Below are 16,498 nucleotides of genomic sequence, written 5' to 3'. Positions count from 1 at the left end.
CATCTAAATGGGTTAAAAATGGCTAAATGTTGCCAAACGGCGTCAAATAGCTGACGTAAAGCCCTTCGGTTCCTAGATTTACTTTTATGCAAGGTGCGGTTATAAATTAACGCTATCATTTATAGTCTCAATCATTATAATAGACAGTAGGATTGTACTGATACTGACGGCTACCGCTCTGAGAAAATTTAGTAAGCAGTCAGACATAAGGTTAGCATGCTAACGCCATTTATCTTATGTCGCTTATTTTTTTCACCCGAGCAGCCATAGGGTTTGCCAATATAGCAATAAAAGCTAAATAGTAATCCAAGCTAAAAAAATCAAAATCAAAGCTAAAAGAACAATTTTCCACGTTATTATTAACGTTAATACTTATTAGGAGTTTTGCATGGCTAACGAACGTACTTTATCTATCATCAAGCCTGACGCAGTCGCTGGCAACAACATCGGCGCAATTTACGCCCGTTTTGAAGAAGCCGGTCTAAAAATCGTTGCAGCAAAAATGTTGCATCTTGATGACGAAAAAGCAGGTGGTTTCTACGCCGAGCACAAAGAGCGCCCATTTTATAATGACCTAGTGTCATTCATGACGTCAGGTCCTGTCGTTGTATCTGTGTTGGAAGGTGAAAACGCCATCGCTAAGCATCGTGAAATCATGGGCGCAACCAACCCAAAAGAAGCAGATAAAGGTACGATCCGTGCCGACTTTGCTAACAGCATCGACGAAAATGCAGTTCATGGCTCAGATTCAGCTGAATCAGCGATACGTGAAATTAGCTATTTCTTCGATGAAGATGAAGTCTGTGCCCGTACACGCTAGTATAGTCAATCGAATATAGGCTTTTGCAGCATTAGACGCGCCTCGTCTATATCAGCTGGTTATTGAGCTGGTATTTACAACGGTTTTATAGCCACTGGCTCTATATTTGATTTATTAAGCACCGATGGTTTACAAAATTGATTGTTAATCATTAGTGTTGTAAGACGGCTTATATCTTATGGGTATAAGCCGTTTTAGCTGTGATAATAATCTTACGCTTTATTCGTATTTTTCATAGCTTGTTGCGCTATTGAATGTACTCGCGTTAGCAATCCCTTATCAGCATGTTTTTATCAAAATTTAATGTGTTTATCAGCACTAGGCTCTCATCGGTACTAGTGGCTATTAGAGGTGCTGGTATTGCGAGATACTGGTATTAAACTAGTAGTTATAACGACACAGCACGAACGAATATATATCGATAAAATGCGCTCATAATGGATTGCTCATGCACTTCTGTAGTTAGTAGGGCAACACTCATAGTTCATATCAATAATTGCAGCGCTCACTAAAGTATCTGCAAAAAGGTTACCTATTATGTCCACTGTTCAATCACCGACCCAACACAACCCAGCAATCGCAAGGAAGAGTATTCAGATCGTTGATGAAGCGCAGGCCAAAACCAATTTGCTGGGGATGACCCAAGCACAACTCGCTGACTATTTTAAGAGTATTGGGGAAAAGCCGTTTCGTGCCACGCAAGTAATAAAATGGATATACCAGCACGGTGTGACAGACTTTGAGCAGATGACCAATCTCAGCAAGTCGTTACGTGATAAATTATCACTTAATGCTTGCGTGACACCACCAAAAGTAGTGCATCGTCAATACAGTGATGACGGCACTCGTAAATGGGTGTTTGAAGTAACGGGTGGCTCACTGGTGGAAACGGTGCTTATTCCTGCAGACGATAGTAAGTCGAACGGTCGTAAGACGTTGTGCGTGTCTTCGCAGGTAGGCTGTGCGCTGGACTGTAGCTTTTGTAGTACCGGCAAGCAAGGCTTTGAGCGAGACTTAAGCGCTGCAGAGATCATCGGGCAGTTGTGGGTCGCCAACGCTTCTTATATGACCGACGAAAACGAAAGCTTAGAAAATGTTGATCATAGCTTGTGGGAGAACAATGTCACGAATGTCGTCATGATGGGAATGGGTGAACCTTTACTGAACTATAAGCCCGTGGTGGGCTCGATGGAAGTGATGTTAAGCGACCATGCTTATGGGTTATCAAAGCGCCGTGTCACACTATCGACTTCAGGTGTCGTACCTAAGATGTACCAATTAGCGCAAGATATTGATGTTGCATTGGCGATTTCATTACATGCACCCAATGATGAGCTGCGTAACGAATTGGTACCTATTAACAAAAAGTATCCGTTAGAAGAGTTGATCGCAGCAGCAAAAAATTACGTTTATGATGTCAACCCACGTCATAAAAAACACGTCACCATCGAGTATGTGATGCTCGATGGCGTCAACGACAGTGATGAGAATGCAAGGCAGTTGGTCGCGTTACTAGACGGATTACCAAGTAAAATCAATTTGATTCCGTTTAATCCGTTTCCGCACGCACCCTATGATAAGTCGAGCAACAATAGAATACATGCATTTAGCAATATATTGAGTGAAGCTGGGTTTGTGTGCACCATTCGTCAAACACGTGGCGACGATATCGATGCTGCTTGTGGTCAGCTAGTCGGTCAGGTGTCTGATCGTACCAGACGTTCAGCAGCATGGCAGCAAAGCATTAAGGATCGTGAAAAAGCCTAAGGCGTGTCGTATATAGCCAGTCTTCTGTCAATGGGATATGGTATTGGTCCCACTTGGTATATTATATTGTAGTACCTGCACTAGATTTCTTTAGAACCAAATTATATTGAACCAACTATCGGTTGTGTTGACTGTAAAATGGTTAGAATTTATGCTTAAGTCAAATAATGACAACTAAATTGTACTTATGGGGGCTAAATCTATTAAACTGATGTTTCTTGGGTTAAACGCATCGATCAAACGCATCGATCAAACGCATTGAATCACAGTTTTATGATGGCGGCTATGATGATGTCTAAAAATTCTTGTCAGTTAAAACAGCAAAAGCCATTCATGAGTTCTTGCAGGCATTGGATATCAATGACTGAGGACACAGCCACGCAAAAAAGCTTGTTGCTAGCAACAGCACTGGCTGGGTTGGTGCTCACTGGTTGCCAAAGCACACAAAGCAACGAGCTGAATACAAGCACCCCTTATCAATCGTCGGCGCGCCCTAGTGATGATCGTAATTTGGATCAACAAGAAATCGCTCGCGTCCGTACCTCGCTTGCTGCACAATACATCCGTGAAAATAAGCTAGATACCGCACAGCGTCAGCTTGAAAAAGCCTTTTCTGCTGATAGCAGTTACGCGCCAGCCTATGATATGATGGGCGTTTTGCTGCAGCAAGAGGGCAGTAGCATCAATCTACAAAAAGCCGATGAGTATTTTAAAAGGGCGATCGCGCTTGATAAGGACTTTGAGCAAGCAAACAATAATTACGGTGTTTATTTATCGCGGATGAAGCGCTATCCTGAAGCGGCAGAACAGTTTGAGATTGCAGGTGCTGCATTAGGCTATGAAGGTCGAATTGGTGCACTAGAAAATCTGGGCCGTACCTATCTGCAATTGGGTGATCCTGATGCTGCCTATGAAGCTTTTATACGAGTGCTCGAAGGCAATCGTAATAGTATTATTGCGCATATTGAATTGGTAGATTTATTGCTCGATCAGGAGCGTGTAGCACAGGCTCAAAGGCTTTATGATGAGACGTTGGTACTAGTACAGGGGCAAGCAATTAGCCCACGCTTGTACTTGCAAGGCATCAAGCTTGCGGCAGCACGAAACGATATAACAACGCGCCAGCAATTGGCTGAACAGCTTTTATCCGCTTATCCACTAAGTAGTGAAGCGAAACAACTTAAGACTTGGCTTAATAATCCAGAGGCATCATGGAAATGACCACCCCATCATCAAACAATCAATCTAACGCTCAGGGATCATTTGGTGCCATGTTGCAGCAAGCCCGCAAAACAAAGAAAATCAGTTTAGAAGAGGCGGCCGCCGAGTTATTTATTTTAAAGCGTCATTTACAAGCATTAGAAAATGAAAACTTTTCTGAGCTGCCACAGGCTGCCTTTGCACGAGGTTTTGCGATTAATTATGCCAAATTCTTGGATTTAGATCCGGTGAGAGTAGCGAGCAGCTTTGACGCTGCGTATCCCAGTGAGCTTAAGTCTCAGTCAGCCAATAATATCAAAACGCCATTGCGCCCGATGGGTACCCTGCAGCGCGACACACGTAGCCGTATTCGTTTCAACCCTTTACTGATTATCGCAGTCATCGGCGTGATTATTTTAGCCATATTCTTGTTTCGTATGGTAACGAGCGCGAGCCAAGAAAATACTCAAACCTCTGTTACTGCGATAGAAGATATTTCAGAGATAGAGCAAGCTCAAGGTGCTGCTATTGATTCTAGCGTGAGTGCGTCGGGGTCTGCGTTGAACTTAGGTGATGACAGCACATCAGTATTAGACGTTGTGTTGACGGGCGATGCCGTCGTGGTTATTACTGATGCATCTGGCAGTACTTTGATGAATGGTGCTCAGACCCAAGGTGATTATTCATTGTCAGGTATGCCGCCATTTAATATTCAGATCGATAACGTCGATAATGTTAACTTAATGCTCAATCAAGAAGCGGTAGCTTTAGATGCTTATGCAACGGAAAATCAAGCCAGTTTTGAGTTAGAACCTTAATGTATCAATAGATGCCTACTAGTTAGGCTGGTTGCATTATTTGCGTTGATATAAGTGTTTAATTGCGTTTTTTCGTCTAATGGAAGGGTTTGTTTATGTCAGCGTCAGCACCTATTAACCGTCGTCCTACTAAGAAAATATATGTTGGTAATGTCGCGATTGGTGGCGATGCACCGATTAGCGTGCAAAGCATGACTAACACAGAGACTTGTGATGTGGCGGCAACGGTAGCCCAAATCGAACGCTGCGTGGAAGCAGGTGCTGATTTGATGCGTGTATCCACGCCAACGATGGATACCGTCAAAGCCTTTGCAGAGATACGCAAGCAGGTCAGCGTGCCTTTGATCGCCGATGTGCATTTTGATCATAAAATTGCTTTGGCTGTGGCCGAGGCGGGTGCCGATTGTTTGCGTATTAATCCTGGGAACATCGGTAACGATGCAAAAGTTCGCGAAGTCGTTGCTTGTGCGAAACATCACGGTATTCCTATACGTATCGGTGTTAATGCAGGGTCTCTAGAAAAAGACATTCAGCGTAAATACACAGAGCCTACTGGTGAGGCAATGCTTGAGTCAGCGATGCGTCATATTGACATATTGGAACGGCTGAATTTCGACCAGTATAAAGTTTCTGTCAAAGCCAGCAATGTGTTTTTGACATTAGATGCTTATCGCTTGATATCAGCACAGATTGATAATCCGCTACACTTAGGGGTCACCGAAGCTGGGGTTTATCGCACGGGCGCAGTAAAATCAGCCATTGCCTTGGGTGGTTTATTGTTAGATGGCATTGGTGATACCATTCGTATCTCATTAGCTGCCGAGCCTGAAGAAGAGATTAAGATTGGCTTTGATATCTTAAAATCGCTCAACATACGCTCCAATGGTGTTAACTTTATTGCTTGTCCTAGCTGTTCACGTCAAGAGTTTGATGTGATTAAGGTGATGACCGCATTAGAATCGCGTCTAGAAGACATACGTGAGCCAATGAATTTGTCAGTGATTGGTTGTAAGGTGAATGGGCCAGGCGAAGCAAAAGAAGCCGATATCGGCATCGTCGGTGCAGCGCCAAAATCACTGGTTTATCGGATGGGGGACAAGAGTCACCTTATCAATACCGACAACCTAGTAGACGAGATAGAAAGTATGGTGCGTGCTCACGCAGATGACTTGGCAAAAAAACGAGAAAATGAGATTATCCGCGTTAAATAAAACGCTGCCGTTAGTAATTGACAACATTATTTAGTCGAGTTCAAAGACTCTGTTTCGCTCAAAAGCAATAATAATAGCAATACTTGTTCAACTTTAAGGATATAACCGTACCATGATCAAAGCCATCAAAGGGTTCAACGACGTTTTGCCTGATCAGTCAGCCAAATGGCTGCATTTAGAAGCGACATTGGCAAAAGTATTAGGCAGATACGGTTATGAGCATATCCGTTTGCCTATCGTCGAACAAACCGATTTGTTTGCCCGCGCTATTGGCGGTGCAACTGACATCGTCGAAAAAGAGATGTATAGTTTTAAAGACAAATCTGAGCCGCCAACACCGTTGACCTTGCGCCCTGAAGGCACAGCAGGTGCAGTACGAGCAGTAATTGAGCACAATTTGTTGCGTGGTGATACCCCCAAGCTGTGGTATGTCGGTCCGATGTTCCGCTATGAGCGTCCACAAAAAGGCCGTTATCGTCAGTTTCACCAGCTGGGAGTGGAAAGCTTCGGTAGCGCACTGCCAGATGCTGATGCAGAGCTGATTGCGATGACACATCTGATGTGGCAGGAGTTGGGTCTGAAAGACGAGATGCATTTGCAGCTGAATAGTTTGGGTGAGATAGATGAGCGTCGCGCATATCGTGAAGCACTAGTGGCTTATTTAACTGATAAACAAGATCAGCTAGACGATGACAGCAAACGCCGATTGACGACCAATCCGCTGCGTATTTTGGATAGTAAAGAAGCAAGTACGCAAGCGGTATTAGCAGGCGCACCTAAATTGGCTGACTTTTTAGGTACAGAAAGTGTGGCGCATTTTGAAAAAGTACAGACGTACCTAACTGAGCTTGGAATTGGCTTTGAGATAAATCCGCATTTAGTACGCGGACTTGATTATTACAATAAAACGGTCTTTGAATGGGTAACTGATAAACTTGGTAGCCAAGCCACGGTCTGCGCCGGTGGTCGTTATGATGGTTTGATCGGACAACTAAAATCGGTCGGTACCAATGCTAATAAACCGGTAAAATCTGAACCGGCCATTGGGTTTGCGATGGGGCTTGAGCGTTTATTGCTACTGATGGAAGCAGTCACACCGATTTCTGAGGTTTCTGCTTGTGATGTGTTTGTTGTTGCTCATCCAGAAGTTTATAGTGCTGGTATGTGCTACGCGCAAAACTTGCGTTATAGTCGCCCAGATATTCGAGTTAAGATGGCAAGTGCAACCAGCCTAAAAGCCCAAATGAAAAAAGCGGATAAATCAGGTGCAGCCTTGACGGTCATCATTGCGCAACAAGAGTTGGATGACAATACTGTGAGCGTCAAAGACATGCAGACAGGGGAGCAGCAAACCGTCTCGCGAGACTGGTTAGCCAGTTCGGAAAACTTCTCTCGCAATTGATTGCTTCTGGCATCAGCTATTTAATATAAATTTAATCAGGTAACTACATATGGCTCTGACACCTAATTCGCCGAATGCAGACAATTCAATGCAAGCATTAAAGCAATATGGCAGCTATATTGTCACTGCCATTTTGTTGGCGTTGGCTGCTTATTTCGGTTGGACTTACTGGCAGGATAATCATGCACGCGTGGACACTGTCGCAGCAGATCATTATGCAGATATTCAGCGGTTGAATGAGCAAATTAATTTGGCAGCGCAAAATCCTGATTTGGGTGCAGAAGCTCAAGAAGCGCTTGCTCAGAGCCGAGCACAATTAAATGAAGATATGGATGCATTAGTAGCCACTCACGGAGATTCGATCTATGCTTGGCAAGCACTGATGATAAAAGCGCGTCAACAATCCGATAATGATGACTTTGACGGGGCAAATGAAACACTTAAGCAAGCTTTAGATATCGATTTAGGTGATGCAGGGTTAGAGGCAATTGCTCGTTTGCGTTATGCTAAAACGTTACTGGCTGCTGGTGATGCAGATGCGGCTTTGTCAGAAGCGACATTTGATATGCCGAGCTCATTTGAAGCCAGTCAGCAAGAATTGCTTGGTGATATATATTTGGTACAAAACGATCAAGACGCAGCAATCAAATCTTACAATAATGCATGGGAACTGTTACGTGACCGTCAAGAAACACGTGCAGTATTGGCGCTGAAGATGGAAAGCTTGGGTGTTGTACCGGAACCAATCGAAGATCAGGCCAGTCTTATTCAAGCATCTGCCACGCCTGAACCGTCTTTAGTGGTAGAGACTTCAGAAGAATCGCCATCTGTAGAGATTACAGAGTAATTGTATAGTATTGAGTGCTATTCATGAATAATAGCGCTTAGGCTTCAGTAAATACCGGTTACATAGTGCACGTTACATAATGATAGATAGCATTTAAAAATCAATACAGCACAGAACTATCGTTAGTGAGCTTTAATAAAAAATCAGCAAGCCACTATCCTTATCATTACTGGCTGCCACCTGAGCACGATTATAAAAGTTGTGGTCAGTATCTGGTTAGATATTTGCTATGCCCCAATTAATAATAATTTTTGTAGTGAGAACTTATGATGACTCAATCTATTTGCCCTAGCAAAATGTCGAAAGCTAATACCATTAAAAAGACAGTTGTAAGCGTGGCAGTATTAGTGGCGATGAGTGCTGCAGTGGTTGGGTGTGATCGTGGTATCAAGCCAGTCGTTAATGACCCTGTCGATTTGGTGCAGATTGCTGATCCAGTTAGTGTATTGCAGCCAGTATTCAGTACGGACGTTGGGAATAAAAGCGCCAGTAAAAAAGATCCGTTAGCATTGCAGGTCGGCTATGCCGATGGTCAGATAGTAACTGCGTCACGCAGTGGCGATTTAGCAGGTTATGACAACACTGGCGAGCGCCTGTGGGCGGTAGATGTTGATGACCAAATTACAGGTGGTGTGACAGTAGATGCTTTGAGTCAGACTGCAATTGTCAGCACTCGTGAAGGTCTAGTGCTAGCATTTGATAGTTTGACAGGTGAGAAGCGCTGGCAGCAGCAGCTATCAAGCTCAGTGCTAACCCCTGCGCTGGTGCATAACAATCGCGTTGTTTTGTCAGCCAATGACGGGTTTCTGCATGGCTTGTCGCTACAGACAGGACAGTCAGTTTGGCAGTTTGCAACCCAGGTACCGGCCATTAGTGTACGTGGTAGCGCAGCGCCAACATTATTGGATGATACTACCGCGTTACTAGCAACAGCGGATGGACGTCTACACGCAGTAACGACTGATAGCGGTCTGCCGCAATGGTCCAGACGTGTAGGGGTAGGTGCAGGCAGCAGCGAAGTAGAGCGTATGAGCGATGTTGATGGCACGCCGGTAGTTGACCAAAACCAGATGTTTGCTATTAGCTATAGCGGTCAAATGTTAGGTATCGACTTGGCGACACGTCAAGTTATGTTCGTCAACGATATTGCGAGCCTAAAGGCATTGGCTGTGAATGGTCAGCAAGTGATTGCCACAAGCCTTGACGGAAATGTCGTTGCTTATGATCGCAATAGTGGTGAGACTTTATGGGAAAGTGATGACTTGGCATATCGTCATCTAACCAATCCGGTGATGATTGGTAATTATATTGCAGTCGGTGATTTGGATGGGGTGGTTCATTTATTTGACCCAGTCAATGGCAACATCGTTAGTCGTGTAGAGAGCAAAGGAGCATTGACAAACTTGCAAGTACAAGGTAATCGATTGATGAGCCAAAGTGCCTCCGGTCAAGTCTCTATTTGGCAGTTAGCACGCTAAGCCTGAAATACTTGGTGTCGCATGATATCCAAACGCTGCTGAGACAGCGTTTGGTCATTCGCGTAAACTGCTTGTCTAAACGATGGCTTTGACGTATTCTATGCCACCGTTGAGCGCCGGGTGCTGCTTTCATACTTTCTTTATTTTATATATTTGCAGCATGAATCATTTAACAATCACATCACCACCGATTGCGACTATTGCTATCGCTTGACCATTCATCCTAATTTGCGGTCACGTACAAAAAATTGGCGATTGTTGTTATTACAGTCGCCGTACCGTCTCCATTGTATCTATATTATTGTGTTTTTCACTGAGAGTAACCCATGAGTATCAAACCTGTGGTCGCCTTAATTGGTCGTCCAAACGTCGGTAAATCTACCTTGTTCAATCAGTTCACAAAGAGTCGCCAGGCATTAGTTGCTGACTTGTCAGGACTGACGCGTGACCGCCAGTATGGCGATGCCACCTATGAAAATAAATCTTTCATCGTAGTGGATACGGGCGGTATCGGTGAGGCGGATGATGGTAGCGGTAACATCGATGATTATATGTCTGAGCAATCGCATACAGCAATTCATGAGGCGGATATTGTCGTTTTTGTCGTTGATGCACGTGCTGGTATGATAGGCGCTGATGCCGAAATCGGTAAGTTTCTACATACCCTTGGTAAACCAGTATATGTAGTGGCTAATAAAGTCGATGGTGTCCATGAAGCTGCTCCCGCTGAGTTTTATGCATTAGGCTTGGGCGAGCCCTACCCAATGGCAGCCAGTCATGGTCGCGGGGTTGGTAACTTGCTAGAGATATTGACTGCGGATATGCCCGAGCAGGACAACATGCTAGAGCCAAATGGTCTGAAGCTTGCCATCATAGGTCGTCCAAACGTCGGAAAATCAACGCTGGTCAATCGTTTGTTGGGTGAAGATCGAGTGGTGGTATTTGATATGCCAGGCACGACGCGTGACAGTATTTATATTCCATATCAACGTGATGGCAAAGACTATGTGTTGATTGATACCGCTGGTGTACGTCGTCGCGGCAAAATCGATGAAAAAGTCGAAAAGTTTTCGGTCATCAAAACACTACAAGCCATTGAAGACTCAAACGTAACTGTCATTGTTATCGATGCGCAAGAAGGTATCGTTGATCAAGATCTGCATATGATTGGCTATGCCCTTGATGCAGGACGTGCTTTGGTGGTTGCTATCAATAAGTGGGATGGTCTAACCCAAGATCAAAGAGACTATGTCAAGCTTGAGATGGATCGCCGCTTTACTTTCATTCCATATGTAAAAGTACATTTGATATCAGCGTTGCACGGTACTGGGGTGGGCAACTTATACCCGTCTATTTTGCGTGCCTATCAGTCTTCGATGTTTGAGGTGTCTACCAATCGTTTGACCCAGATTTTACAAGATGCAGTGACTGCCAACCCACCACCGACCGTCGCTGGTCGCCGTATCAAATTGCGTTATGCTCATATCGGTGGTCACAATCCACCAGTGATCGTTGTGCATGGCAACCAGACCAGTGCATTGCCGAAAAGTTATCAGCGTTACCTAGAAAATCAATTTCGCCAGGTATTCAAACTTGAAGGCACGCCGCTTAATGTCATTTTTAGACAAAATGACAACCCATATGCCAACAAAAGCGACACCCCAACCAAAGCAAAAGCACAACAATTACGCCAACGTGAACGCAATCGAGCGCAGAAGTTCACCACAAAAGATAAGAAATCTCGCTAGTACGAAGCTTATTGGCTTATGATTTGCTTTATCTTGTTATAGGATGCAGTTTTCCGTAATTGGATAAAGCGAAGCGAGTCAAAACTTGTGTCGTTGAAAGTAGCGACCTACCATTCCTTATCGCTGTATGTTTTGAGCATCACGAGTAATTACCTAAAAACTCCTGAATGTGGCACTTATCACATTCCCAAAATACCTGTAATATAAGTAAATGTTGTCTTAATTCAGTCGGGTGATATGAACAGCCGTTCGTCTCAAAAACTTTCTATTTTTATCTGGTATCCTGTCGCACAGGCCATTGTCGTGTCTGTGTTGACGGGCGCCTTGTTGTCTTTTGTTTATGGCTTGACCTATCACTATCAAGAAAAACAGCGTCATATTGAACAGCTGGCTACTGTTCTGACAGCCAGTGCTTCGACAGTAGACGGTGCTGCCGTCGTTGCTGAGCAAGTGAAAACCTTGCTAAAAAAAGACCCGAGCATCCAAAGTATTATATTCTATTCCACCCCGCAACCAATTAGCGATGACAACCAATCTAGATTTAGCTGGGAAAATGCTTTGTTTGCCGACACAGTCAGCTCCAATCATCCTGTTGTGAGTAATGATATTGAAGTTGATAGTGTCAATATCGACGAAATAGATGACCAAAATCCACAGACAAGCCCGTTCTCAGAGACTGATGAAATCACTGAGGATAGTATATTGATTGGTTATATCAATATCACTCTAGATGTCAGTAAGCTGCGTGCAGATTGGTTGCAAAGCAACTTACTACTTTTTTTCATTACGATACTACTGACCATACTCTGGTCATTATATATATTGCGCAAACTTAATTGGCCGATCAAGGATATCGAGGGATTGACCGAAGCATGCGATGTGGTTATTAATAATTCGGAACTTGAAAAGCTCCCCGTTATTGACCAGCGTTTCAATTTTCAGGAGCTGGTACAAATAAAACAAGCATTGATTGTTTTATTTACCCGTTTGCAGAAGGTTAGAGAAGACTATGATGAGGTGGCTGTCTTTGAAAAGCAGTTATACAGTAAAGACAGGTCGCTTAATGTACAGTTGCACAACTTCCAAAATATGATAACGCATGAGCTGAAAACCTCACTAAATGCCATTGTGGGTGGTCTGCAGCTGTTGGATCATAACGCTTTGAACAGAGAGCAAAAAGATGCTGTTGAAATTATCGATGATGGCAGTAAGCAGCTGGTAGTATCACTCAACCGTATTATTCAATTAAATCAAATACAAAAAGGTCAAATAAGCGTTCATTCAAGCGAGTTTAACCCACTACATTTGATATCAGAACTTCTGGTAGAATTTGAACCTGTTGCTAGAGAAAAGGGAATAGAACTGAACAGTCGAATACATCATATAGATTATAACCTCAAAGGCGATGTGGAAAAAATTCGACAGATCATATCAGCTTTACTTGGTAATGCGATTAAATTTACATCGGTTGGTCAGGTAACGATAACGTCACAACTCACGCATTTTGATAAAAGCAATCGTTGGCAGATAATTGTAAAAGATACAGGTATCGGTATTGATAGTAATCACTTAGATGATATTTTCAATCCTTTCTTTCAAATAGATCCATCCAGAAGTCGTCAATATGAGGGATCGGGTGTTGGTATGTCGGTAGTCAAGCAAATGGCGCAGCTTATGGGAGCTACCATCGATGTCGACAGTTTATTGGGCGTTGGCACGCAATTTACACTGACCATGTCCATGCCAAACCAGCGTCAAGAGCGTCAGAGAAATTTATTCGCTGGACTGAGTATCGTCTACTATTATTGTCATGATTATGGGTATTTAGTCAATGAGCTTGAGTATTTGGGGGCAACGGTTAGTTGTCGTCAATACGAACAGCTGATGATAGATGACATGAGAAATGAAAAAGCTGATATGGTGATGTTTGCAGAAGACATACCACCAGTCACAGCAGTATCACTAGCCGTGCGTATTCGTCAACTTGAACAAAGTGATGTAGATCATCGTAGCTTGCTGATATATTGGTATCCACAGCATCGAGTAAGAAGCTTGGAAAGTTTTGAGCCAACTTTAAAAGCAGCTGGTATCGATTATTGTCATACTTCTATCTACGACGATGACAATGCATTGAGTGAACTGCTAGAACGCTGGTTAGGGTGATTGATATATTATCCCGTTGACTGAGTTGCCTTTCTTTATTTAAAATACTGCATATATATTGGTGTTTGGTTGCTTAGTCTTCGCAAATGTAACTTATCTAAACTGAATCAACGGAAGAAAAGTAATGCCAGTGGCAAAAAAGCGATTGGTGATCTCAAATATTGATAGCTATCGTCAATGCTTTAGTTGGCTAATCACTAATTCAAAACGAAAAAAGACGCCTCAAATAATTGGGCGTCTTTTTTTGACAAGAAAAATTATTTTTAAAATAAGTTTTGCACCCAGCGTGCCAGTCGTTGCCAAGTACGATTTAAAAAGCCTGATTGCTCAATATCGCTGTTGCTCACGATTGGTACTGAAGCCACTGCTTTCCCGTCGATAACTGCCATCATCTTACCGACTTCTTGACCCTTCGCAATAGGTGCTTCTAGGCTTTCAGGGATATCAACCACGGTGGTTATTTTATTCTTTTGTGTTTTGGTGGTTAGGATGCGCAAGCTATCGCCAGTCACTAGCTCAACTTCATCTGCATTACCAAACCATAATGGAAGTTTGCTGACGAACTGTCCAGTAGGTGCTTTGGTAACAGTGGTGAAATGGCCAAAGCCCCAATTGAGTAATTCGCGTGATTGGTCGGCACGAGCTTGTGAGCTGTCTGTTCCCATAATAATGGAAATCAGTCGCATACCTTCACGATCGCTAGACGCTGCCAAGCAATACCCTGCGGCGTTGGTATGTCCAGTTTTTAGACCATCAACGGTAGGGTCTGTCGCGAGTAAGGCGTTACGATTACCCTGAGTAATGCCATTATAAGTAAACTCTTTTTCTGCATACAGATCATAGTAGTCACCGCTATTTTTGATAATAGCACGTGACAGTTTGGCCAAATCCAGTGCAGATGCCTCATGACCTTCGTCAGGCATACCGGTAGAGTTGACGAAGTTTGTGTTTTCCATGCCAATCTTTTCTGCTTGCTCATTCATCAAAATGGCAAATGACGCTTCACTACCAGCGATATGTTCAGCCATTGCTTTTGAGGCATCGTTCCCCGACTGAATGATGATACCGCGCAGCATATCGATGACGCTGGCGGTTTCGTTTACAGGCACGTACATACAAGATTGACTACTGCTACCACGGCACCAAGCATTGGGGCTCATCAATACTTGGTCGCTTTCTTTTAGGTCACCCGATGCTAAGCGTTGTTCGATGATATAACTGGTCATCATTTTTGTTAGTGAAGCAGGCGGTAGTGCTTCATTGGCATTTTTTTGTGCCAAGATCTCACCAGTGTTGTAGTCCATCAATACATAGGCGGTATTATCCATCTCAGGAGGCTGTATGGCCGCGCTTGCCATTACCGCACTCATAGAAACACTCACACCGATTACCAGCTGCACCAGCTGGCTTTTTACACGCTTAACTGTCATATATCGTTACACCGCATCATGAAACCAAATGTATCTACCGAATATGGTCAGCATCAGACCTTAGCCACTTCTCAGCATGCTTGAAATATTATATTCAAAGACAGGATATCAATGGAGGCAGTGTTGACTGGACGATAGACATAAAATTAACGCCTTATCTTAGCAAAATGATAACCGTTGGGGAATCGATAAATGCAAAAAATAAGACGTGCTTAAAAATAAAACAGCTATTTATAAATGTTTGGTTATGTGGGTTAGAGGATTTGTGATACTAGAGTCAATAAAACTGGAAAATTTTTTGGGAAATAACCTTCACAAATTCTTTGAAAAAGCCTTCCAAGAAGGAGGGGGGGGTAGTTACTTGTGGTAGGGGTTGTTTTCATGTTCGCCAGCCAATGAAAAGTAAAGTCGATACACTTGTACTCTCGTGCTACTGGTACAAATATTACTTGCGTGCTGTATTCACGGGGGCTGCGAAAAATTTGTCTCAGCAGCACTGTAGCAATTTAAAAATATTTTGACTATGGTCGTGTCTTAGAATAACTGCAGATGTTGATTTGAGGGGCGTTTTGACGGTTACTTCGTCTACCAAAAATCTAGGGTTGACATGGCTGACATGGATGGGAGTAGGGCAATCGACTTATGATTGATTAGAGTTTTCCCTACTGTTTGGCTTCTATTGAGTATTTACTCCTACTATGGAGCTATCCGCTAAATATTGATTAGGCTGCTCTCAATATTCAGCGTTTGCCAAGTCTTCGCACAGTGCTTTGTTGTCTTGTTTTGAGAATGCCATTGTCCAGTTACGAATACCATTCAATACTTGACGGTAATCCTGCTGAGTGGATAGGTACTGAATCGCTGCCTTTGGGTCATCTAGAGATGGCATCAGCTCATGGAGATGTACCGTGTAAGATTTATAAAAGCGCTGTTTTTGATCGCCACTAAGCATCGGTGGACATATCTCTGATAGTACTTGCATGACAGCAATTTCATGCTTGGTGACGTTGATGCCAGACATATCTAAGGGTATGGTTGTTGCAGAGTTGTTCGCAGCATAAGATGCTTGAGATAGTAGAGCTACAGACGTCACCAGTCCTGCCATGCCAAGTTTTGGTGCAGTCTTTGCTAGCACAGAAGCTATAGATAATATCGATTGATTTTTCATTCAGTATTACACTCGCTTATCTTTATATTTAATGGTCATATGTTAATGGGTAAAAAAACAAAAGTCACATAAAATATTGATTTATGTGTAGATATATTGTGAGCCAAAGCGCTTTGTAGAAACATGCCAGTATTATGCGCTCATAAGTTAACGTCATATTTACTTTATGATTTTATATTGTACGGCAATGTTGTCCAATGTAAATATTTGCCCACTAAGTGCACGACAGGGGATTGTATCAATGATGGGAGCAGAGTGCCAAAATGGTTTTTAACACAAAAAATGAAACAAATTCGAAGCGACCTTTGCTCGTGACAGTGCATTATTAGGGTATAATCGCCTATAATATTTTTGGCACGCGTATTTTGCTGTAACGAACTGGCTGCATTTATACGGTTTATACAGTGTGCACTTTATTACTGTAAAAGCTATACAACCTAAATGAT

The 16,498-nt window shown here is 43.1% G+C and carries 12 protein-coding genes; 10 read left to right on the top strand and 2 right to left on the bottom strand.

The genetic code is table 11. The features are described from left to right. Positions 1–388 precede the first annotated feature (388 nt). From ndk to L0J61_RS02955, 10 genes are all read left to right on the top strand, one after another. Positions 389–820, top strand: a complete 432-nt coding sequence (ndk, locus tag L0J61_RS03000; protein WP_301464835.1) for a nucleoside-diphosphate kinase — start codon at positions 389–391, stop codon at positions 818–820. A 537-nt stretch (positions 821–1,357) separates the two neighbouring features. Next, on the top strand, positions 1,358–2,587 hold the full coding sequence (gene rlmN, locus L0J61_RS02995) for a 23S rRNA (adenine(2503)-C(2))-methyltransferase RlmN (protein WP_301464834.1): 1,230 nt from the start codon (positions 1,358–1,360) through the stop codon (positions 2,585–2,587). A 360-nt stretch (positions 2,588–2,947) separates the two neighbouring features. Continuing rightward, the gene (pilW, locus tag L0J61_RS02990) at positions 2,948–3,808 is read left to right on the top strand and encodes a type IV pilus biogenesis/stability protein PilW (protein ID WP_301464833.1); all 861 of its coding nucleotides are present in this window, start codon (positions 2,948–2,950) and stop codon (positions 3,806–3,808) included. Then, positions 3,805–4,605 (top strand): helix-turn-helix domain-containing protein, encoded by an 801-nt coding sequence (locus tag L0J61_RS02985; RefSeq protein ID WP_301464832.1) that lies wholly within the window; start codon positions 3,805–3,807, stop codon positions 4,603–4,605. Before pilW ends, L0J61_RS02985 begins: the two co-directional genes overlap by 4 nt. A gap of 95 nt (positions 4,606–4,700) precedes the next feature. Then, a complete protein-coding gene (gene ispG / locus L0J61_RS02980; RefSeq protein ID WP_301464831.1) occupies positions 4,701–5,816 on the top strand; it encodes a flavodoxin-dependent (E)-4-hydroxy-3-methylbut-2-enyl-diphosphate synthase in 1,116 nt (371 codons plus the stop codon). A gap of 112 nt (positions 5,817–5,928) precedes the next feature. Then, positions 5,929–7,218 (top strand): histidine--tRNA ligase, encoded by a 1,290-nt coding sequence (hisS, locus tag L0J61_RS02975; protein WP_301464830.1) that lies wholly within the window; start codon positions 5,929–5,931, stop codon positions 7,216–7,218. A gap of 49 nt (positions 7,219–7,267) precedes the next feature. Then, positions 7,268–8,065 (top strand): tetratricopeptide repeat protein, encoded by a 798-nt coding sequence (locus tag L0J61_RS02970; RefSeq protein WP_301464829.1) that lies wholly within the window; start codon positions 7,268–7,270, stop codon positions 8,063–8,065. A 266-nt stretch (positions 8,066–8,331) separates the two neighbouring features. After that, positions 8,332–9,543, top strand: coding sequence for an outer membrane protein assembly factor BamB (gene bamB / locus L0J61_RS02965; protein ID WP_301464828.1), 1,212 nt, complete (start codon positions 8,332–8,334; stop codon positions 9,541–9,543). Positions 9,544–9,869: 326 nt separating this feature from the next. Beyond that, the gene (der, locus tag L0J61_RS02960; protein ID WP_301464827.1) at positions 9,870–11,291 is read left to right on the top strand and encodes a ribosome biogenesis GTPase Der; all 1,422 of its coding nucleotides are present in this window, start codon (positions 9,870–9,872) and stop codon (positions 11,289–11,291) included. Positions 11,292–11,528: 237 nt separating this feature from the next. Continuing rightward, positions 11,529–13,454 carry a HAMP domain-containing sensor histidine kinase gene (locus tag L0J61_RS02955; protein WP_301464826.1) on the top strand — a complete coding sequence of 642 codons (1,926 nt, stop codon included), beginning with the start codon at positions 11,529–11,531 and terminating at the stop codon, positions 13,452–13,454. A 263-nt stretch (positions 13,455–13,717) separates the two neighbouring features. On the opposite strand, the gene L0J61_RS02950 is transcribed toward L0J61_RS02955, so the two are convergent. Together L0J61_RS02950 and L0J61_RS02945 are read right to left on the bottom strand one after the other, a co-directional pair. Next, positions 13,718–14,884, bottom strand: a complete 1,167-nt coding sequence (locus tag L0J61_RS02950; RefSeq protein WP_301464825.1) for a D-alanyl-D-alanine carboxypeptidase family protein — start codon at positions 14,882–14,884, stop codon at positions 13,718–13,720. Between the two features lie 733 nt (positions 14,885–15,617). After that, entirely contained in the window at positions 15,618–16,052 is a 435-nt protein-coding gene (locus tag L0J61_RS02945; RefSeq protein ID WP_301464824.1) for an MCR_0457 family protein, read from the bottom strand. Positions 16,053–16,498 lie beyond the last annotated feature (446 nt).

The organism is Psychrobacter sp., from assembly GCF_030457785.1.
Taxonomy (GTDB): Bacteria; Pseudomonadota; Gammaproteobacteria; order Pseudomonadales; family Moraxellaceae; genus Psychrobacter.
Note: the sequence above shows the minus strand (reverse complement) of the source record. Positions and strands in the feature narration are given on the sequence as shown.

Excerpts from the sequence above, each read along its gene's own strand:
- L0J61_RS02970 (WP_301464829.1), top strand. The coding sequence starts at position 7,268 with ATGGCTCTGACACCTAATTCGCCGAATGCAGACAATTCAATGCAAGCA.
- L0J61_RS02955 (WP_301464826.1), top strand. The coding sequence starts at position 11,529 with ATGAACAGCCGTTCGTCTCAAAAACTTTCTATTTTTATCTGGTATCCT.
- der (WP_301464827.1), top strand. The coding sequence starts at position 9,870 with ATGAGTATCAAACCTGTGGTCGCCTTAATTGGTCGTCCAAACGTCGGT.
- hisS (WP_301464830.1), top strand. The coding sequence starts at position 5,929 with ATGATCAAAGCCATCAAAGGGTTCAACGACGTTTTGCCTGATCAGTCA.
- pilW (WP_301464833.1), top strand. The coding sequence starts at position 2,948 with ATGACTGAGGACACAGCCACGCAAAAAAGCTTGTTGCTAGCAACAGCA.
- ndk (WP_301464835.1), top strand. The coding sequence starts at position 389 with ATGGCTAACGAACGTACTTTATCTATCATCAAGCCTGACGCAGTCGCT.
- ispG (WP_301464831.1), top strand. The coding sequence starts at position 4,701 with ATGTCAGCGTCAGCACCTATTAACCGTCGTCCTACTAAGAAAATATAT.
- bamB (WP_301464828.1), top strand. The coding sequence starts at position 8,332 with ATGATGACTCAATCTATTTGCCCTAGCAAAATGTCGAAAGCTAATACC.
- L0J61_RS02985 (WP_301464832.1), top strand. The coding sequence starts at position 3,805 with ATGACCACCCCATCATCAAACAATCAATCTAACGCTCAGGGATCATTT.
- L0J61_RS02945 (WP_301464824.1), bottom strand. The coding sequence starts at position 16,052 with ATGAAAAATCAATCGATATTATCTATAGCTTCTGTGCTAGCAAAGACT.
- L0J61_RS02950 (WP_301464825.1), bottom strand. The coding sequence starts at position 14,884 with ATGACAGTTAAGCGTGTAAAAAGCCAGCTGGTGCAGCTGGTAATCGGT.
- rlmN (WP_301464834.1), top strand. The coding sequence starts at position 1,358 with ATGTCCACTGTTCAATCACCGACCCAACACAACCCAGCAATCGCAAGG.